Origin of the sequence: Anaerococcus sp. HMSC065G05, assembly GCF_001812365.1 — a bacterium.
Lineage (GTDB): Bacteria > Bacillota > Clostridia > Tissierellales > Peptoniphilaceae > Anaerococcus > Anaerococcus vaginalis.
The window spans coordinates 156,578-175,079 of record NZ_KV808688.1; the positions used below are offsets into that span (position 1 = coordinate 156,578).

The following is an 18,502-nucleotide window of genomic DNA, read 5'->3' on the forward strand; positions in this document are numbered from 1 at the left end:
GCCGTCTCTAAGAGACGGTTTTTTGATATTATGTTAGATGAAGTAAAAAAATTAGAATCTTTCAATAAATGGAGAAAGGAAAGCATTGATTTATTAACTAATCAAAAAATTGGTAAAGATGAATTTTTAGAATTAAATTATAGGTATTTGGTAAAGCTCGATTTAAAACCATTTTCAAATATTTCTTCTGTTTTAGAAGCTGTATATAATTATCAGTATTACAATATAATGGCAAAAAGATCTAATCAAATGGCTCTTACTTTTATTTCTAAAAAAAAGAAAAAATATCAACAAGAAATAAACAATAGGGAAAATTATTATTATTTAAAAGATTTGGCAACAGAAAAATTGCTTGAATTGATAGATTATAAGGACACAGAAGCTTATTTCATAAAATTAAAATCAAAAAGATTAACAGGTGAAATATTTGAGATATATCTAAAAGATTTTGATAAGTTGATATTACATTCAAAAAATAAAAATCTTCTTCAAAAATTAAAAGAGAAAGAATGTTTTTTGGATGAAGCAAAAATATCCATGATTGATTCTTATGTTAATAAATCATATTAATATGATAGAAGTTAAAATTAATGAAAATGATGCAAATCAAAGATTTGACAGATTTTTAAGAAAATATTTACAAAATGCTCCCTTGTCACTTATTCAAAAAAATATTAGAAAGAAAAATTTTAAAATAAATGATAAAAGAGCAAAAAAAGATGATTTCGTCAAAAATGGCGATATTATTACAATGTATATTAAAGATGAAGATTATAAAAAATGGGTTAGAAGAAAAGAATTCAAAGCTAGTGATTTTGACCTTGATATAATATATGAAGATGAAAATATTATTATAATCGACAAAAAATCTGGAGTATTATCTCATGCTGCCAATAAAAATGATTATGGAAATAATATAGTAGATCAGATGACTTCATATTTATATAAAACAAACAAGGTAAACAGTAGAGATTTAACTTTTAAACCAAGTATAGTAAATAGACTTGATAGAAATACTGCAGGGCTTATTATTGGAGCAAAAAATGCAAAAGCGCTTAGAAGCCTTAACAAAGCAATTAGTCAAGGAAAGATAAATAAATATTACCTTACTATAGTTGAAGGAGAAATTCATAAAGATTTTGAAATTGATACTAGAATTTCAAAAAATGAAAATAAAAATATGGTAAAAGAAAAAGAAGATGGAAAAAGGATTATTACAAAATTTCATCCTCTAGAAACAAAAAATAATTTTACTTTACTAGAGTGTAAGCTTATTACTGGAAAAACCCATCAAATTAGATATTCATTAAACAAAAATTCTACACCAATAATTGGCGATAGAAAATATAGTAAATCAAGTATAGATTATAAAAAAATAAATCTTAATAATCAAGCTCTATTAGCCTACAAATTAGAATTTGATTTTATTGAAGATTTATCATATCTAGATAAAAAAATATTTATTTCAAGACAAGTAGGAAAAATTAATGACCTAAAAGAGGAAGTCTTCTATGGAAATCTTATTAAATGATAAGTTTTTAAAAACAAATAAAAAATTTTTATATGAAATTATAAAAGAAAAATACCCAAATAATTTTAAAGATTATATTTTAGCAAATGTGAATGGAAAAATTGTAGATCTTAATTATGTAATTTTTCAAGATGACAAAATAGATTTAATTAAAAAATACACTCACATAGCTAATCTATCCTATGAATCTACCATAGCTTTGATTTGTATACTTGCAATAGAAAAAATTTATAAAAACAAAAAAGTTAATATAGAATATTCTGTTAATAATTGTTTATACTTATCAGTTGAAAATTTTAAAATCTTGCATAAAGATATAGAAAAAATAAAAAAAGAGATGAAAAATCTAATAAAAGAAGATTTTCCAATTGTTAAAAAAACTTACAAAAAAACCGAAGCTCTTAAAATCTTTAAAGAAAATGATGACTTAGATAAGTACAATTTATTAAATAGTTTGGATTTAAATGAAATAAATATATACGACGTAAAAGATAAATTTTATTTTTTTACTAATTATTTATGCCCAAAATCATCTTGGATAGAAGATTTCGATATAATTTATTACCATCCAGGAATTTTAATAAATTATAAAAAATCTGAAAATTCAAAATTATTAGATTTTAAAGAGCAAATTAATATACCAAAAATATATGAAAGATCAAAAAGATGGACAAATCTACTGGGAATTAATTTTGCAAGCGACTTAAATGAATTAGTAATAAATGATAAAATTGAAAGCTTAGTTAATGTTAATGAAACATATTATAATAATCAGTTAAATAAGTGTGCAAAAGATATTATTGCAAATAATATGAATATAGTTATGCTTGCAGGGCCTTCCTCATCAGGAAAGACAACTACTGCAAAAAAATTAGCAATTCAACTTGCGGTATTGGGAAAAGATGCATATGTAATTTCAACTGATGATTATTTTGTAGATAGAAATAAAACGCCCTTAGATGAAAATGGAAATAAGGATTTTGAAAGTATTGATGCCATAGATCTACATAGTTTAAATGAAGATTTATTAGATCTTTTAGAGGGCAAAGAAGTTATTTTACCTTCATTTAATTTTATAAAAGGAATTAGAACCTTATCAAATAAAAAAATAAAAATGAAAGAGAATACGATTTTGATAATAGAAGGAATTCATGCTCTAAATCCAAAACTTACTGACTATATACCAGAAAAAAATAAATACAAAATTTACGTTTCAGTTTTAACAGGTATAAATATAGACTCAACAAATAGAATTTCATCAACTGAAACAAGACTTATAAGAAGAATAGTTAGAGACAACAAGTACAGAGGATATGATACTTTGGAAACTTTAAAATCTTGGGATAAGGTAAAATTAGGAGAGCAAAAATATATTTTCCCTTATCAAAATAGGGCAGATTTTTATGTTGATTCATCACTTATATATGAATATAATGCACTAAAAAAATACGCCATAGAATGTTTCAAACAAGTTTCAAAAAATTCTAAATATTATTATATGGTTGATAGGCTTGAAAATATTTTGTCATATTTTGTAGAAATTGAAAATACAAAAATAATTGACGATCACTCAATACTTAGAGAATTTATAGGAGAAGATAATGACTAAAACAATAGGACTTGATATAGGTGGAACAAAAATCCAAGGTGCTGTAATCGATGAAAATGGAGAAATTTTAAAAACTTATAGACTTGAAACTTGTGCTAGAGAAGGAAAAGATAAAGTTTTAGAAAATATTTCAAAAATTATAGAGTTTTTAAAAACTGATGAAATTGAAGCTATTGGTGTTGGAACACCTGGTTTTATAGATTCAGAAAATGGAATAGTTACTTTTGCAGGAAACATAGATGGTTGGACAGGTCTTAATTTAAAAAAAGAACTTGAAAAAATATCAGGACTTCCTGTATTTGTAGAAAATGATGCAAATATAGCTTTGGTTTGTGAAAAATGGCTAGGAGCTGGTAAAGGTTATAATGATATAGTTATGATTACAATTGGAACAGGACTTGGCGGAGCTGTTTATAATGAAAAAATGGGATTATTATCTGGAAGTAATTTTCAAGGAGCAGAGCTTGGACATATAATTTTACATCCTGATGGAGAATATTGTACATGTGGACAAAGTGGTTGTGCAGAAAGTTATTGTTCTGGAACTGCTATTGTAAGACATTATGAAGAATTAACAAGAAATAAATTAAATGGGGAAGAAATATTTAAACTTGCTAATGATGATGAAAATGCAAAAAAAGTCATTGAAAGATTTACAAGCGATTTGGCTTGGTTTTTAACAAGTTTGAGAAATATTTTTGATCCTCAATTAATAATTGTTGGTGGTGGAGTAATAAATTCTAAAGATTTTTGGTGGAATGAAGTTTTGGAAAATTTCAAAAAATATTGCCATTTATCTGATAAAATTGAAATCAAATCAGCTAAATTTTTAAATGAAGCTGGTGTTATTGGTGCAGGAAGAATTGCAATGGAAAGGTTAAAAAATGAGTGATAAAATTTTAATTTGCGATGATGAAGAACATATCAGACAATTTATGAAAATAAATCTTGAATATGCAGGATTTAATATTATTGAGGCTGGTAGTGGAGAAGAAGCATTGAGATTAGCAGATGAAGAGGAACCTTTGGTTTGTATTTTAGATATAATGCTACCAGGAATTAGTGGATATGAAGTTTGCGATAGTATAAGAAAAAAATATCCAAAAGTCGGCATAATTATGGTATCTGCAAAAAGTCAAGATATTGATAAAATTTTAGGACTTGAAAGAGGGTGTGATGATTACATTATAAAACCATTTAATCCTCAAGAGCTAATTTTAAGAGTCAAATCTTTGATGAGAAGAGTTAAATTTATTGATGTGGAAAAAGAAGAAAAAAATGAAAATGTTCTTGAAGATGGTGTATTCAAATTAGATTTGTATGCTAGAAATTTTTATAAAAATAATATAGAAATTGATGTTACACCAACTGAGTTTACAATATTAAAAAACTTTATTTTAAATAAAGGTAAGGCAATGAGTAGAATGGAAATAATGAAAGATACTTGGGGCGATAATTATAGCACAGATACAAAAATCGTAGATGTAAATATAAGAAGAATTAGAGCAAAAATTGAAGAAAATCCAGCAAGACCTGAGTATATAGAAACAGTTTGGGGAACAGGTTATAGATGGAGATAGAAAAAAAGAAAAAATCATTATTAAAAATAAATTTTAATAGCATAATTTTTAGTATTATGAAAATAATAATGATTTTTGTAACTTTAGTTGTTGTAGGATTTGAAATTTTTTCATATAGGTCAATTACTAATTATTATGAATCTGCACTTGTTGGAGCTATGCTCAATCAAGCAAAATACAATCAGGTTTTATATTCAAATTATTTGTCAAGATATGATCTTTCTGAGATTGTAATTGGAGATAAGAATTCTTTTTATAGAAATAATGTTAGCCAAGTTCAAATCTTAGATAATTCTTCCAATGTTTTATTTGATTCACTTGGCTCTTCAAAAATTGGTACAAAAATAAAATCTACTGATGTCATCAATGCAAACAAAGGTGAATATTCTTACCAAAAAATAATAAACAAAAAAACAGGAGAAGAAGTTATTGCTTTATCGTATCCATTAAGCGATAACCAAAAACAAATTGGTATTATAAGGCTAATTTCTTCTACTGCAAAGGTAAAAGAAAATGTAAATAATCAAATGATTATATTTTTATTTTTTGGCTTTACAATTTTTCTATTTGCGCTGGTTGTTTCCTTTTATGCATCAAAAAGATGGATTGTACCAATTAAAAATTTGACAAAGGTTGGAGAAAAATTAGCTCAGGGAGATTTTAAAGTAAAAGCAAGTGAAGATGGAAAAAATGAAATTTCCGAACTAGGGCAAACTCTTAATTATATGAGTGAAAATATAGTTAAAAGAGAAGATATGAAAAATGAATTTATATCTTCTGTTTCACATGAGCTTAGAACTCCACTTACTTCTATTAAAGGTTGGGCAATAACTTTACAAGCAAAAGAAATTCAAAAAAATGAAGATATGCTAAATCAAGGATTAACTATAATTGAAAATGAGGGAGAAAGATTGTCGCTTATGGTAGAAGATCTTCTTAATTTTTCAAGATTATCTTCCACATCTTTTCAATATGAAAAAGAAGATCTTAATATTGTTGAGATTGCAAAAGAAGTTTATCAACAACTTTATCCTAGAAGTTTAAATGAAAAAATAAATTTTGATTTTAAAACTGCTTACGAAGAAATTATTGTTAATTGTGATAAAAATAGAATGAAAGAAGTCTTTATAAATATCATTGACAATGCCATGAAATTTACTCCAAAAGATGGACATATTGATATTTTTATAAGTAAAGAAGACGAAAATGTAAATATTGAAGTTAAAGATGATGGAGAAGGAATTAAAGAAGATGAAATTTCTTTTGTTTCTAGTAAATTTTTCAAAGGTTCTTCATCAAAAAGCCAAACTGGATTGGGCTTATCTATTTGTGAGGAAATAGTAAAAGCTCATGATGGAAAACTTGTAATAAAAAGTAAATATACAGTTGGGACTTCTGTCATTGTAGTTTTACCGAGGGCTAAAGTATGAAAAAATTTAAAAAATTAATACTATTAATATTTCTTTTTGTTTTAACTGCTTGTAGTTTTGGAAGACCTGAAGATGTAACAGAATTAATTGAAGCTCCAAAAGTAGAAGATCCAATTTTAAAAGGAACATGGCAAGTAAGCGAAATAAAAAAGGCATCAGGCACAACTGATTTATCAAATGTAAAAATAAATGACAAATTATATATTGATAAAAATTTAGTAGCTTTAAATGATGATTATGCTTATCCACCAAAATTTTCTACAAAATATGTAAATTTAAAATCCTATTTAGAAAGTAGGTCCTTAGATTTAGATTTATCATCAAAATCATATGTAAAAATTTTATCAGCAAATCAAGGACAATTGTATTCTAGAGATTTTGTTGTTTTAGACAAAGATACTATCTTTTATATTCAAGAAGATTGTGCAGTTATTTTAAAGAAAATAGATAAATCTGTAAAAAGAAATGTTATAAAAAAATATGCAAAGAGAGCGTCAAAAGAGAGAACTACTACAAAAACTGGAGAAAAAGTAGAAGAAGATACAAGTGTATTAATAGGAGTAAGGGAAAGAGTTGATAATAATACATCAAGTCCAAATTATTATTACTATACTTATTGTATAAGACTTGAGCCAAATAAAATGGCGAGAATTGAAAAAGCCGAGCATATATTTTTCCCTTTAAAAGAAGAATTTTGGCGTTTAAAATGTGAAATAAATACTAAAAATAAAAAATACGATAATATTTTAGCTTATCCAATAAAATTAGAAAACAAGATGAATGATAAAAAAAATAAGGATAAGTATAAGTTTGAAAACAGTGATATTGATTTAAAAATCAATTATGTAGATGAAGATTATATTTCTTTTGACTACAACTTAGTTTCTGATAAACTTCCAATAAATAAATACGCTATGTTAAAAACTGACCAGTTATCAAATGATTCTTTTCTTACAATTAAAGAATTTACAGGAGAAAGTAAGAGCAAGGACATATTTAAAAATGTTGTTTATGATCAAATTAGTCAAAATGTAGGCTCTCTTGATGATAATAAAATATCTTACGATTTTACAAATTTTGGTTTTATAAGAAATTTTGGTTTGTGGCAATTGGAATCTTCTTATCAAATGAAAAAGGATGAAAATTTAGAACAAAAATCATTTCCTATAGATATGGCAATAACAGAAGAGCTTTTAGAGCAAAATAAAAAGGACATAACAGTTGATATGATAAAAAATATTAACAGTCATGCCAAAGATTATTTTGAGCTAGTTAATGGACAATATGTTGCTGTACAAACTCCAGATGAAATTTTATTTTATAATGTAAGAAGTGGACTAATAGATCCAAATCCTAAATTTTCAATTCAACTATCAAATTCAACAGATATTATTATGTTTGAACAAGGTTTGGGTTCGTATGCTGAAAAATGGGAGAAATTATTCAGCGATAATAATATAATCATACATTAATAAAACAAAAAATTGACTTAACTTTAAAATATTTGATAAGATTTATTAAGAGGTGAATATGAAGATAGTACTAGCAACATCTAACAAAGATAAGGTTAGAGAAATTAAAGAAATTTTAGGGGAGAATATAAAAATATATACGACTAAAGATTATAATATAAATAATTTTGAAGTTGAGGAAGATGGAGAAACATTAAAAGAAAATGCTTATAAAAAAGCAAAAACTTTATATGATATTTTAAAAGTACCAACACTTGCTGATGATACAGGTTTATTTGTAAAATCACTAGATTTAAGACCAGGTGTTTATTCTCATAGATATGCTGGAGATAATCCAACATATAAAGACAATAGAGATAAACTATTAGATGAATTAAAAAATTGTGAAAGTAGAGATGCTTATTTTAAAACTACAGTGTGCTTTATAGATGATAAAGGAAAAGATTATTATTTTGATGGCCAAATAAATGGAGAAATAAGTAAAAAAGAATATGGCGATAAGGACTTTGGCTATGATCAAATTTTTAAAGTTAAAGAATTGGATAAAACATTTGGTCAAATGACTGATGAAGAAAAGAATTTATATAGTCATAGGTCCTTGGCTTTAGAAAAATTCAAAAAATTTTTGTTGAAAGAAGAATTTAATGAGGATATTGGTAACAAGTGATACTCATGGAGATTATCATTCTATATTGAATTTTATAAAAAAAAATCATGTAGATTTTATGATACACGCTGGAGATTATACCAGTGATGCTTATAATATTTCAAAAATCACTGGTATAAATTATATAACAGTTAAGGGGAATAATGATTATGGAGATTATAAAAATCCATTTGAACAAATAATACCTCTAGGAGATAATAATATCTTGTTAGTTCATGGTCACAAAGAAGGGGTTTACTTTTCTAAAGAAAAACTTCTTCAAAAAGCCCTAGATTATGATTGTAATATTGTAATTTTCGGTCACACTCACACTTATTTTTTTGAATATTTAAAAGATTTTAACTTATATTTACTAAATCCAGGTTCTCCGACTCTTCCAAGAGATAATAAGGCTGGATTTGTAATTTTAGAATATGATAAGAAAATAAAATTTGATAGAATAGATTTAAAAAAGGAATAAATATGGCAGGTTTAATAACTTTAGTAGCAAATAATATATCAAAGCTTATTGTTTTGCCAATCTTAGCATTAGTGATAATAGGGTTGACATATTTTATAAGCAAAAATAATGACGATAAAATTGTAAAATTTTACCCATCTTTTATAATAGGAATTGTTGGATTGGCTATTGGAATTATAGCTTTTGTAAATTTAACAACAGCAATAGGACTTAATTTGGCTTGGATAGGAGTGATTTTACTATCAAATGCCTTTATAGGAATTTTTGCTGCAATTATAATCGATTTGGTTAATGGTGTAAAAGAAGATAGCAATCAGCAAAAAAAGGTGAAAAAAAATGCAAAAAAATAAGGCGGCATTTTTTGATATAGATGGAACCTTATTTAGAAATTCATTATTAATAGAACATTATTTTTTGATGACTAAAGATGGAATTTTAGATAAGGAAAATTGGGAAGAAAATGTGAAACCCTTATATCAAAAATATCAAGATAGAAAAGGTCCTTATGAAGATTACCTTGATAAAGCATCATTGCTTTATCAAAAAAATTTAAAAGGAATAGATAAAAAAACTATAAATATATATGCAAAAAAAGTTATCGAAAATAATCAAAGTAAAATTTATAGAGTGACAAAAAATGCCTTAGAATATCACAAAAAAATGGGATATAAAATATTTGTGATTTCAGGTTCTCCAGATTTTTTGGTTAGAGATTTTGCAAAAATTTATGGAGCTGACCATACTATCGCAACAAAATATATTTTTGATGACAAAGATAAATTTACAGGCAAAATATTGCCAATGTGGGATAGCAAAAATAAGAAAAAATCAATTGATTTTTTGACAGAAAAATATAATATAGACTTAGAAAATTCACATGCTTATGGAGATACTAATGGGGATTTTTCTATGTTTGAAAAAGTTGGAAATGCTCATGCTATAAATCCAAGCTATGAACTTATAGAAAGATTATACAATAATAAAAAATTAAGAGAAAAAACGAAAATTCATGTTGAGAGAAAAGATGTAAACTATACTTTTTTGTTAAGTGATTTGAATGTAGATTTTCATCAATTTTAATAAATTTTTCAATGAATAAAATTAAATTGAATTTTTTTAAATAGCTAATTTACAATTAATTTATACAATATTTAGGAAATATTGCATAAATTATTCATTTGTTTTAGCTATTTTTATTTTTCTGTAAATAAACTTAAATAAATTTATTTGATTTTATGTTAAAATTTATTTACAGACTAAGAAGAGGGATAAGAAATATGACATCAAGTGCGGAAAAAAAACCAATAATTGAAAAACTTGAATATGATTATTTAATTAATGAAGATATATCTTCATTAAATACATTGATGTCATTATATGATAATAAAAATTTTAGAAATTATAAAAAAAATAAATTTTTCATAAAACCATACATATTAAAAAATTTGAAAAAGAATTTTTGGTATCTGTCTGATATAGATCAAATCATTATTAGCTTAGATAAAACAATAGGAAATGATTTGGACAGGTTTGAATTTTTATTGACTTTAAAAAGTGAATATGAAGCTTTTAAAGATAAAAAATTAATTGATGATTTAGAGTATCTTGCTATTAACTATTATGGGGATGTTTTTTTATTTGAAGAAAATGAAATTTTTACAGAAGATAATCCTTATGTTAATCAAGAGAAAAATAATTATATAAAAAAGATTTATGACAATAAAGATTTGGTTTCAAGTATTAGAAAAAGTGTAAAAATATATGCTGATACATATTTAAAGTTAAAAGTTTTAAATCTTGATGTGAATACTAATAAGCAATTAGCTTTTGATATTGATATGATTTATACTGAAGATATTACATTAAAGCAGGCTCAAGAAATTAATGATAAATTAGTAAGCCTACTTTACAATATAGCTATTGATGTCTATGCTAATTATTATTGGAAGGGACTTTGTATAGAAGTTGTTAATAGGTATCATTAAAACAAAAGGGCAATTAGCCCTTTTTTAATTGTAAGTTTAAGAAAGGTTAGTATGATTATTTTAGGGATTGATCCAGGAATTGCTATTATGGGTTATGGAGTTTTAGAAGTTAATGGAAATAGATATAAAGTTTTGGAAAATGGTGTTGTTACAACTTCTTCAAAAACTAAAACTCCTGAAAGGCTCAAGATTTTATATGATAATTTAAATGATATAATTAAACAGTATAAGCCAGATGAATTTGCCATAGAAGAATTATTTTTTAATCAAAATGTTAAAACGGCTATTACTGTAGGACATGCAAGAGGAGTGCAAGTTTTGTGTGCACAGGTTAATAATCTTCCGATTTATGAATACACTCCTTTACAAATAAAACAAGCTATTACTGGATTTGGTAGGGCAAATAAAAAACAAATGCAAGAAACTGTTACAACTTTACTAAATTTAAGTGAAATTCCAAAACCAGATGATGCTGCTGATGCTTTGGCAGTGTCTTTAACTCACGCTTTTAGTCAAAGATTTAAAGAACAATTTAGGATGAATTAATGATTAGTTATATAATTGGAGAAATAAAATATATAGGAGAAGATAATTTTGTAATTGAAAATAACAATATAGGTTACTCTATTAATTCTTCTTTTAATACTATAAAAACTCTTGAAATAAATAATGAATTTAAAATTTTTACAAAAATGAATGTAAGAGAAGATGATATATCTTTATTTGGTTTTTCGTCAAAAGATGAATTAGAAGTTTTTGAGCTTTTAACAAGTGTATCTACAATAGGACCAAAAAACGCTATAGCAATTTTGTCAACTTTAAATGTAGATAAGATTAAACTTGCTATAGTAAATAATGATATTGATACTTTAACCAAGGCTAAGGGGATTGGTAAAAAAACTGCATCAAGAATTATTCTTGAGCTTGTTGATAAGGTTAAGAAAATGGCTATTAATGATGATATTTCAATTTCTAATCAAGATTTTGATAATATTTCTTCTAATGGAGAAATTGAAGTTGCAAGAGAGGCTTTACTTAATCTTGGCTATCAAAGAAATAGCATAGATAAAGTTCTTGCTAGCCTAAAAGATAGTGATCTTAGTCTTGAAGAAATTATTAAAGAGTCTTTGAAGCGAATGATTTAGGGTGATAATATGTATGACCAAAATGAAAGAATAGTTGGCTCTAACGAGCAAATAAATGATAAATATAAAGAAATGACTATAAGGCCAAAGTGGCTGAAAGATTATATAGGTCAAGATAAGGCTAAAGAAAAATTGAAAATTTTTATTGAATCATCAAAAAAAAGAGAAGAAGCTCTTGACCATGTTTTATTGCAAGGTCCTCCAGGACTTGGTAAGACAACCCTTTCAAATATAATTGCCAATGAATTGGGAGTAAATATTAGAATTACAAGTGGACCTGCTATAGAAAGACCATCTGATCTTGCAAGTATTCTTACAAATCTTGACAAGGGAGATGTATTATTTATTGATGAAATTCATAGGATAAATAGATCAGTTGAAGAAATTTTATATCCTGCTATGGAAGATTTTGCTCTTGATATTATTGTAGGAAAAGGACCAAATGCTCAGTCTATTAGAATAGATTTGGAAAAATTTACTTTGGTTGGTGCTACAACAAGAGCCGGAATGCTTTCTGCACCATTAAGGGATAGGTTTGGTGTTTTATTATCCTTAAACCTATATGATACAAAAGATTTGACAAAAATTGTAAAAAGGTCTGCTGATATTTTAGAAATTCCAATAGAGGATAAGGGAGCGTTTGAAATTGCTAGAAGAAGTAGAGGAACTCCAAGAATTGCAAATAGACTTTTAAGAAGAGTAAGAGATTATGCAATAGTAAAAAAAGATGAAATTATAGATTATGAAACATCTTGTGAGGGCTTAGAATTATTAGAAGTTGATCCTATGGGACTTGATAATATGGATAAAAAAATAGTTCTAACTATGTATGAAAATTTTTCAGGAGGTCCTGTTGGAATTGATACTATTGCAGCATCAACAGGAATTGAAAATATAACAATAGAAGATGTTTATGAGCCATATTTATTACAAATTGGGTTTTTAACAAGAACTCCAAGAGGAAGAATTTTGACAAGAAAAGCTTATGAACATTACGGATTAAAATATGAGGATAAATAATGAGAACAGAAGATTTTGATTACAATTTACCAGAAGAATTAATTGCTCAACATCCAGCAGATAAGAGAGATTTTTCTAGATTAATGGTTGTTGATAGAAAAACTGGTAAAAGAGAAGATAAACATTTTTATGATATTATAGATTATTTAAATGAAGGCGACCTTCTTGTAATGAATGATACAAGAGTTATACCTGCAAGACTTTTTGGTCATAGAGAAGGGAAAGAAGAAGAAATCGAAGTATTTTTGCTTGAAAATATTGAAGATGATAAGTGGGAAGTCTTAGTTAGACCTGGTAAGAAGATGAAAATTGGAACAAAATGTATTTTTTCTGATGAGTTAAGCCTTGAAGTTATTGATATTAAAGAAGATGGCAATAGGATTGTCGAATTTTTTTATAATGGAATTTTTCAAGAAATTTTAGATAGACTTGGAAATATGCCTTTGCCACCTTATATAAAAGAAAAACTAAAAGATAAAGAAAGATACCAAACAGTTTATTCCAAAAATCCTGGTTCAGTTGCTGCACCAACAGCAGGTCTTCATTTTACAAAAGAATTACTTAAAAAAATAGAAGAAAAAGGTGTTAAATTAGCTTACATAACTTTAAATGTTGGGCTTGGAACTTTTAGACCTGTAAAAGTTGACGATGTAAAAAATCATAAAATGCATTCTGAATTTTATCAAATAAGCAAAGAAACTGCAGATTTAATAAATGAAACAAAGAAAAATAATAAGAGAATTATTTCAACAGGAACAACGACTACAAGAACACTTGAATCAGTTTACAAAAAAAATGGACAAATAAAAGAAGATTCAGGTTGGACTGATATATTTATTTATCCTGGATTTGAATTTAATGTTATAGATTGTCAAATAACAAATTTTCATTTGCCAAAATCTACTCTAATAATGCTTGTGTCAGCTTTAGCTAGCAAAGAAATAATTTTAGATGCTTATAAGGATGCTGTTGATAAAAAATATAGGTTCTTTAGCTTTGGCGATGCAATGTTTTTAAAATAGGAGAGAAAATGCCGATAAAATATGAATTAATAAAAAAAGATAAATATTCCAATGCAAGATGTGGAATAATTCACACAGATCATGGAGATATACCAACACCGATTTTTATGCCAGTTGGAACAAAGGCTACAGTAAAAACTATGAGTGTTGAAGAATTAAAAGAAATCGATGCAAAAATTATTTTGGGAAACACCTATCATTTGTATTTAAGACCTGGCATGGATATTATGAAAAAAGCTGGTGGTCTTCATAAATTTATGAATTGGAATGGACCAATACTTACAGATAGTGGTGGATTTCAAGTTTTTTCTTTGTCTGATACTAGAGATATTTCTGAAAAAGGTGTAGTTTTTAGATCTCATATTGATGGTTCAAAACATTTATTTACACCAGAAAAGTCAATTGAAATTCAAAATGATATTCATTCAGATATAATGATGAGCTTTGATGAATGTATTCCTTATCCTGCAGATTATAAATATGTAGAAAATTCTGTTGAAAGAACAGTTAGATGGGCAAAAAGAGGACTTGATTATCACAAAAAAAATTCCCACAAAGACCAATCCTTATTTGGAATTATTCAAGGTGGAATGTTTGAAGATTTAAGAAAAAGATCAGTTGAAGAAACTTGTGCAATGGATTTTGATGGATATTCATTGGGAGGCTTGTCTGTTGGAGAGCCAAAAGAAGAAATGATAAGACTTTTAAAATATACAACTCCGCTTTTGCCAGAAGATAAACCAAGATATAATATGGGAGTTGGAAGTCCTGATTATTTATTTGAATCTTTTGAAGCAGGTATTGATATGGCTGATTGCGTTTTGCCTACAAGAATTGCAAGAAATGGAACAGCTATAACATCAGAAGGTAGACTTGTTGTAAGAAATGCAAAATACAAGGAAGATTTCACACCACTTGATCATGATTGTGATTGTTATACTTGTAGAAATTATTCACGAGCTTACCTAAGACACCTTGTAAATGTAAATGAAATTTTGGGAGCAAGGCTTTTAACTTATCATAATTTATATTTCTTACTTAAATTATGTGAAAATATAAGAAAAGCTATAATGGAAGATAGATTTTTGGAATTTAAAAAAGAATTTTATAAAAAGTATGGATATGAATCTTAAATTAGAATATATTATTTTAATAATTTTAGCTTTGATGTTTTATTTTTATTCTTTAAAGGACGATATAAATAGGAAGAAGAATAAAAAATTTATAAAAGAAAATCTTAAAATCGGTTCAAAAATTATAACCGAAAGTAAAATTATTGGAGAAGTAGTAGAATTTAATAAAACAGATTGCCTTATTATTAGCGGAAAAGATGACAAATTTTCATATATTTTAGTAAAGATTGAAAGTATCGAAAATATTATAGAAATTTAAAATAAAAAAAGCCTAGCTTGGACTTTAATTAATTTGGTCTAAGCTAGGTTTTTTTATTTGGGATTATATAAATATTTTATTTTATTTCTATACATGATTTATATTCTTCTGGACTTTTTCTAATTTTTTCTGGATTTTTAAAGAAATCTTTACTTAGTTTTACTACAACAGGACTAAGAGTTACAACTGCAAAAAGATTTGGCAAAGCCATAAAACCATTTAAAATATTTGCTACAATCCAAGCTACTCCAAGATCAATATTTGCTCCAACAAAAACGAAAATAACGTACAAAATTCTATAAGGAATTATAATTTTATCTCCAAATAAATATGTAAGAGCCGTTTCTCCATAATATGCCCAGCCAAGGATTGTTGATAAGGCAAAAAGACTTAAACCAACACATACTATAATATTTCCAAAACTTGAGCCTGTTGCAAAAGCACGTGCAACAAGGCTTGCTGCATTGTTTGTATCAGTAATATCTACATTTGTAGAAAGAATTACTAGAGCTGTCATGGTACAGATTATAATTGTATCTACAAAAACTTCACTAATTCCCCAAAGACCTTGGCGTATAGGATGATCAGTTGTTGCACATGCATGAGCCATAGGAGATGAACCTAAACCAGCTTCGTTTGTAAAAACTCCTCTAGCAACACCAGCAGATATAACTGCTTTAACAGAAAGACCAGCAAAAGAACCGCCAAGACTTTTTGGACTAAAAGCTCCTAGAAAAATTGATTTAAAAGCTGGCAAAATATTTGCTTTGTTTAAAAATAAAATCCATAAACAACCAAGAATGTAAAGAAGGGACATTAATGGAACTAACTTTTCAGTAACTTTTGTAATTGAATTTATTCCTCCAACTATTACAACACCAGCTATAATCGATAAAATTATTCCACTAATTATTGTATTTACTCCAAAAGTATCTTTAAGTACACCTGAAATTGCATTTGATTGGGTAGAATCTCCAATTCCAAAAACGGCAATTCCTGCAAAAATTGCAAAAGTTTTTGCAAGTTTTTTATTATTTAGACCCTTTTCAATATAATACATTGGTCCGCCAACATATTTCCTATTTTTCTTTTCCCTATAAGCAACTGCTAAGGTTACTTCAGAAAATTTTGTAGCCATTCCTAATAAGGCTGCAATCCACATCCAAAATATTGCACCAGGCCCTCCCAAAATAATTGCAAGAGAAACACCAACAATATTTCCAGTTCCAACTGTAGCTGCAAGAGCCGTTGCTAAAGCACCAAAAGGACTTATATCTCCCTTGGCATGACGGCTATGTTTTTCAAAAATTTTTCCCAAAGTATTTTTTAAAGCGTATCCTAATTTTCTAAATTGAATTGCTTGAGTTTTTATGCTTATGTATATTCCTGTTCCAGCAATTGCCAAAATCAAAGGCAAACCCCATAGCAAATCATTAAAACTTTTTAATATATCTACCATATAATTCTCCATTAAATTTTATTTTATTATTTTATCATCATTTAAAATAAATGCAAAATAATTTATAATTTATCAAAATTTTTAACTTTGTATTTTATAATTAACATTGCCTTTATCCATATCTTTATATTGATTCTAAAAATGGTATAATTTATTCATAAGAGAGGAAATTATGACCAAGTGGTATATATATAATAAAAAAAATAATTATTTATCAAATTTAAAAAATAAAAATATTACCAAATTAGAAGCATTGATACTTGCAAATAGAGATATAGTCGATCCGAAAGTTGTTGATAGTTTTATTAATCCTACTTTAGAAAAGCTTCATGATCCTTTTTTATTAAAAGATATGGAAAAAGCTATTGATTTAATTATTGAAACTATGGAAAACGGAGAATCTATTAGGATTTTTGGAGATTATGATCAAGATGGTATAAGCTCAACTATGACACTTTTGGATGGTTTATTATATTTTTATGATGATATAAGCTATGATATTCCTGATAGAGTTATTGATGGCTATGGGATTAGCGATAGAATGATTGATAGGGCTATAGAAGCAAATGTAAGTCTTATTATCACTTGTGATAATGGAATTAGTGCTATCGATCAAGTAAAAAGATTAAAAGAAAATGGGATTAAAGTTATAGTGACCGACCACCATCAAGTTTCAAAAAAAGAAGATGGGGAATGGGTTGAGCAAATTTTACCTCAAGCTGATTGCGTTATAAATCCAAAAAGACTTGACAATACTTATCCATTTGATGATTTGTGCGGAGCAGGAGTTGCTTTTAAATTAATACAAGCTTTGTACCAAAGACTTGATGGAGATATGGAATATTTATATGGTTTATTGGAATATGTAGCTATGGGAACGGTTTGTGATGTTGTTTCACTTACTGATGAAAATAGAATTTTTGTAAGAGAAGGTCTAAAAAGAATTAATAATACTGAAAAACTAGCTATAAAAGCCTTGGTTGAAGAAAATTCTTGGAATAGAGAAGTTAGTGCTTATACGCTTGGATTTATAATTGGACCATGTATGAATGCTACTGGTAGACTTTCTACTGCAAAACTTGCTATTGATATGCTAATGGAAGATGATATAGAAAAAATTCGTACTTATGCAAAAAAACTTGTTAGCTTAAATACTGAAAGAAAAGAATTGACTAATATAGGTCTTGAAAAAACTTTAGAAAATATAAAAGATAAAAAATATTATAATGATGATATTATTATTGTAGATGTTGAAAATATTGAAGAAAGTATTTGTGGAATTATAGCTGGAAGAATTAAAGAAAAGTTTAATAAACCTACTATAATTATGACTCAGTCAAGTCAAAATGGGATTTTAAAAGGCTCTGGAAGAAGCATAGAAGCTTATAATATTTACAAGGAAGTTTTTGAAATAAAAGATGTACTTGAATCATTCGGTGGACATCCTATGGCTTGCGGACTTTCTATAAGAAGTGATAAGGTTGAGGAATTTAGGCAAAAATTAAATGATAAATCAAAATTAAAAAAAGATGATTTTGTAAATATTATAAATATTGATGCTCAAATACCTATAGACAAACTTTCACTGGAATTTGCCGAAAGTTTACAAAGACTAGAACCTTTTGGAAAAGATAATCCAAAAGCAAAATTTGCCGATAAAAATCTATTTATAAAAAATATAAATATGATTGGAAAAAACAATAATACCATGAAAATGATCTTAAATAAAA

19 protein-coding genes and 1 pseudogene are annotated in these 18,502 nt (G+C 26.6%); 19 read left to right on the forward strand and 1 reads right to left on the reverse strand.

Annotated features, from left to right (window positions below):
• The first annotated feature begins 30 nt into the window (after window positions 1-30).
• The 18 genes from HMPREF2852_RS01390 (at window position 31) to HMPREF2852_RS01475 (ending at window position 15,313) form a co-directional block, all read left to right on the forward strand.
• A complete protein-coding gene (locus HMPREF2852_RS01390; RefSeq protein WP_070605416.1) occupies window positions 31-570 on the forward strand; it encodes a DUF6648 family protein in 540 nt (179 codons plus the stop codon).
• On the forward strand, window positions 551-1,531 hold the full coding sequence (locus tag HMPREF2852_RS01395; protein ID WP_070605419.1) for an RluA family pseudouridine synthase: 981 nt from the start codon (window positions 551-553) through the stop codon (window positions 1,529-1,531). Before HMPREF2852_RS01390 ends, HMPREF2852_RS01395 begins: the two co-directional genes overlap by 20 nt.
• Window positions 1,512-3,140 (forward strand): nucleoside kinase, encoded by a 1,629-nt coding sequence (locus HMPREF2852_RS01400; protein ID WP_070605422.1) that lies wholly within the window; start codon window positions 1,512-1,514, stop codon window positions 3,138-3,140. The genes HMPREF2852_RS01395 and HMPREF2852_RS01400 overlap by 20 nt, the downstream gene beginning before the upstream one ends.
• Window positions 3,133-4,032: an ROK family protein gene (locus HMPREF2852_RS01405; RefSeq protein ID WP_070605425.1), complete on the forward strand. Its 900-nt coding sequence runs from the start codon at window positions 3,133-3,135 to the stop codon at window positions 4,030-4,032. Before HMPREF2852_RS01400 ends, HMPREF2852_RS01405 begins: the two co-directional genes overlap by 8 nt.
• Complete coding sequence (locus HMPREF2852_RS01410) at window positions 4,025-4,720, forward strand: response regulator (RefSeq protein ID WP_070605428.1); 696 nt, start codon at window positions 4,025-4,027, stop codon at window positions 4,718-4,720. The genes HMPREF2852_RS01405 and HMPREF2852_RS01410 overlap by 8 nt, the downstream gene beginning before the upstream one ends.
• Window positions 4,711-6,150: a sensor histidine kinase gene (locus HMPREF2852_RS01415; RefSeq protein ID WP_070605431.1), complete on the forward strand. Its 1,440-nt coding sequence runs from the start codon at window positions 4,711-4,713 to the stop codon at window positions 6,148-6,150. The genes HMPREF2852_RS01410 and HMPREF2852_RS01415 overlap by 10 nt, the downstream gene beginning before the upstream one ends.
• Window positions 6,147-7,622 carry a hypothetical protein gene (locus HMPREF2852_RS09775; protein WP_070605434.1) on the forward strand — a complete coding sequence of 492 codons (1,476 nt, stop codon included), beginning with the start codon at window positions 6,147-6,149 and terminating at the stop codon, window positions 7,620-7,622. Before HMPREF2852_RS01415 ends, HMPREF2852_RS09775 begins: the two co-directional genes overlap by 4 nt.
• 58 nt (window positions 7,623-7,680) lie before the next feature.
• Window positions 7,681-8,289, forward strand: coding sequence for an RdgB/HAM1 family non-canonical purine NTP pyrophosphatase (rdgB, locus tag HMPREF2852_RS01425; protein WP_070605437.1), 609 nt, complete (start codon window positions 7,681-7,683; stop codon window positions 8,287-8,289).
• Complete coding sequence (locus tag HMPREF2852_RS01430; RefSeq protein WP_070605440.1) at window positions 8,267-8,749, forward strand: metallophosphoesterase family protein; 483 nt, start codon at window positions 8,267-8,269, stop codon at window positions 8,747-8,749. Before rdgB ends, HMPREF2852_RS01430 begins: the two co-directional genes overlap by 23 nt.
• Window positions 8,750-8,751: 2 nt before the next feature.
• Window positions 8,752-9,099, forward strand: a complete 348-nt coding sequence (locus HMPREF2852_RS01435) for a hypothetical protein (protein WP_004838759.1) — start codon at window positions 8,752-8,754, stop codon at window positions 9,097-9,099.
• Window positions 9,086-9,829, forward strand: coding sequence for an HAD family hydrolase (locus HMPREF2852_RS01440; protein WP_070605442.1), 744 nt, complete (start codon window positions 9,086-9,088; stop codon window positions 9,827-9,829). Before HMPREF2852_RS01435 ends, HMPREF2852_RS01440 begins: the two co-directional genes overlap by 14 nt.
• 197 nt (window positions 9,830-10,026) lie before the next feature.
• Window positions 10,027-10,734, forward strand: coding sequence for a hypothetical protein (locus HMPREF2852_RS01445; protein ID WP_070605445.1), 708 nt, complete (start codon window positions 10,027-10,029; stop codon window positions 10,732-10,734).
• Between the two features lie 51 nt (window positions 10,735-10,785).
• Window positions 10,786-11,280 (forward strand): crossover junction endodeoxyribonuclease RuvC, encoded by a 495-nt coding sequence (gene ruvC, locus HMPREF2852_RS01450; RefSeq protein WP_004838763.1) that lies wholly within the window; start codon window positions 10,786-10,788, stop codon window positions 11,278-11,280.
• Window positions 11,280-11,879, forward strand: a complete 600-nt coding sequence (ruvA, locus tag HMPREF2852_RS01455; RefSeq protein WP_070605448.1) for a Holliday junction branch migration protein RuvA — start codon at window positions 11,280-11,282, stop codon at window positions 11,877-11,879. Before ruvC ends, ruvA begins: the two co-directional genes overlap by 1 nt.
• A gap of 9 nt (window positions 11,880-11,888) precedes the next feature.
• Complete coding sequence (ruvB, locus tag HMPREF2852_RS01460) at window positions 11,889-12,899, forward strand: Holliday junction branch migration DNA helicase RuvB (protein ID WP_019117707.1); 1,011 nt, start codon at window positions 11,889-11,891, stop codon at window positions 12,897-12,899.
• Window positions 12,899-13,921 (forward strand): tRNA preQ1(34) S-adenosylmethionine ribosyltransferase-isomerase QueA, encoded by a 1,023-nt coding sequence (gene queA / locus HMPREF2852_RS01465; RefSeq protein ID WP_070605451.1) that lies wholly within the window; start codon window positions 12,899-12,901, stop codon window positions 13,919-13,921. Before ruvB ends, queA begins: the two co-directional genes overlap by 1 nt.
• An 8-nt stretch (window positions 13,922-13,929) precedes the next feature.
• Window positions 13,930-15,054 (forward strand): tRNA guanosine(34) transglycosylase Tgt, encoded by a 1,125-nt coding sequence (gene tgt / locus HMPREF2852_RS01470; protein ID WP_070605454.1) that lies wholly within the window; start codon window positions 13,930-13,932, stop codon window positions 15,052-15,054.
• A complete protein-coding gene (locus tag HMPREF2852_RS01475; RefSeq protein ID WP_004838768.1) occupies window positions 15,038-15,313 on the forward strand; it encodes a preprotein translocase subunit YajC in 276 nt (91 codons plus the stop codon). Before tgt ends, HMPREF2852_RS01475 begins: the two co-directional genes overlap by 17 nt.
• Before the next feature lie 76 nt (window positions 15,314-15,389).
• On the opposite strand, the gene HMPREF2852_RS01480 is transcribed toward HMPREF2852_RS01475, so the two are convergent.
• On the reverse strand, window positions 15,390-16,772 hold the full coding sequence (locus HMPREF2852_RS01480; RefSeq protein WP_083306953.1) for an alanine/glycine:cation symporter family protein: 1,383 nt from the start codon (window positions 16,770-16,772) through the stop codon (window positions 15,390-15,392).
• Window positions 16,773-16,944: 172 nt separating this feature from the next.
• Between HMPREF2852_RS01480 and recJ the strand changes: the two are divergent.
• Window positions 16,945-18,502: pseudogene (gene recJ / locus HMPREF2852_RS01485) on the forward strand (single-stranded-DNA-specific exonuclease RecJ); the annotation flags it as partial.

What these genes read in the sequence shown, in the direction of transcription:
- HMPREF2852_RS01390 (WP_070605416.1), top strand. Translation starts at nt 31, where the DNA reads ATGTTAGATGAAGTAAAAAAATTAGAATCTTTCAATAAATGGAGAAAG.
- HMPREF2852_RS01395 (WP_070605419.1), top strand. Translation starts at nt 551, where the DNA reads ATGTTAATAAATCATATTAATATGATAGAAGTTAAAATTAATGAAAAT.
- HMPREF2852_RS01400 (WP_070605422.1), top strand. Translation starts at nt 1,512, where the DNA reads ATGGAAATCTTATTAAATGATAAGTTTTTAAAAACAAATAAAAAATTT.
- HMPREF2852_RS01405 (WP_070605425.1), top strand. Translation starts at nt 3,133, where the DNA reads ATGACTAAAACAATAGGACTTGATATAGGTGGAACAAAAATCCAAGGT.
- HMPREF2852_RS01410 (WP_070605428.1), top strand. Translation starts at nt 4,025, where the DNA reads ATGAGTGATAAAATTTTAATTTGCGATGATGAAGAACATATCAGACAA.
- HMPREF2852_RS01415 (WP_070605431.1), top strand. Translation starts at nt 4,711, where the DNA reads ATGGAGATAGAAAAAAAGAAAAAATCATTATTAAAAATAAATTTTAAT.
- HMPREF2852_RS09775 (WP_070605434.1), top strand. Translation starts at nt 6,147, where the DNA reads ATGAAAAAATTTAAAAAATTAATACTATTAATATTTCTTTTTGTTTTA.
- rdgB (WP_070605437.1), top strand. Translation starts at nt 7,681, where the DNA reads ATGAAGATAGTACTAGCAACATCTAACAAAGATAAGGTTAGAGAAATT.
- HMPREF2852_RS01430 (WP_070605440.1), top strand. Translation starts at nt 8,267, where the DNA reads ATGAGGATATTGGTAACAAGTGATACTCATGGAGATTATCATTCTATA.
- HMPREF2852_RS01435 (WP_004838759.1), top strand. Translation starts at nt 8,752, where the DNA reads ATGGCAGGTTTAATAACTTTAGTAGCAAATAATATATCAAAGCTTATT.
- HMPREF2852_RS01440 (WP_070605442.1), top strand. Translation starts at nt 9,086, where the DNA reads ATGCAAAAAAATAAGGCGGCATTTTTTGATATAGATGGAACCTTATTT.
- HMPREF2852_RS01445 (WP_070605445.1), top strand. Translation starts at nt 10,027, where the DNA reads ATGACATCAAGTGCGGAAAAAAAACCAATAATTGAAAAACTTGAATAT.
- ruvC (WP_004838763.1), top strand. Translation starts at nt 10,786, where the DNA reads ATGATTATTTTAGGGATTGATCCAGGAATTGCTATTATGGGTTATGGA.
- ruvA (WP_070605448.1), top strand. Translation starts at nt 11,280, where the DNA reads ATGATTAGTTATATAATTGGAGAAATAAAATATATAGGAGAAGATAAT.
- ruvB (WP_019117707.1), top strand. Translation starts at nt 11,889, where the DNA reads ATGTATGACCAAAATGAAAGAATAGTTGGCTCTAACGAGCAAATAAAT.
- queA (WP_070605451.1), top strand. Translation starts at nt 12,899, where the DNA reads ATGAGAACAGAAGATTTTGATTACAATTTACCAGAAGAATTAATTGCT.
- tgt (WP_070605454.1), top strand. Translation starts at nt 13,930, where the DNA reads ATGCCGATAAAATATGAATTAATAAAAAAAGATAAATATTCCAATGCA.
- HMPREF2852_RS01475 (WP_004838768.1), top strand. Translation starts at nt 15,038, where the DNA reads ATGGATATGAATCTTAAATTAGAATATATTATTTTAATAATTTTAGCT.
- HMPREF2852_RS01480 (WP_083306953.1), bottom strand. Translation starts at nt 16,772, where the DNA reads ATGGTAGATATATTAAAAAGTTTTAATGATTTGCTATGGGGTTTGCCT.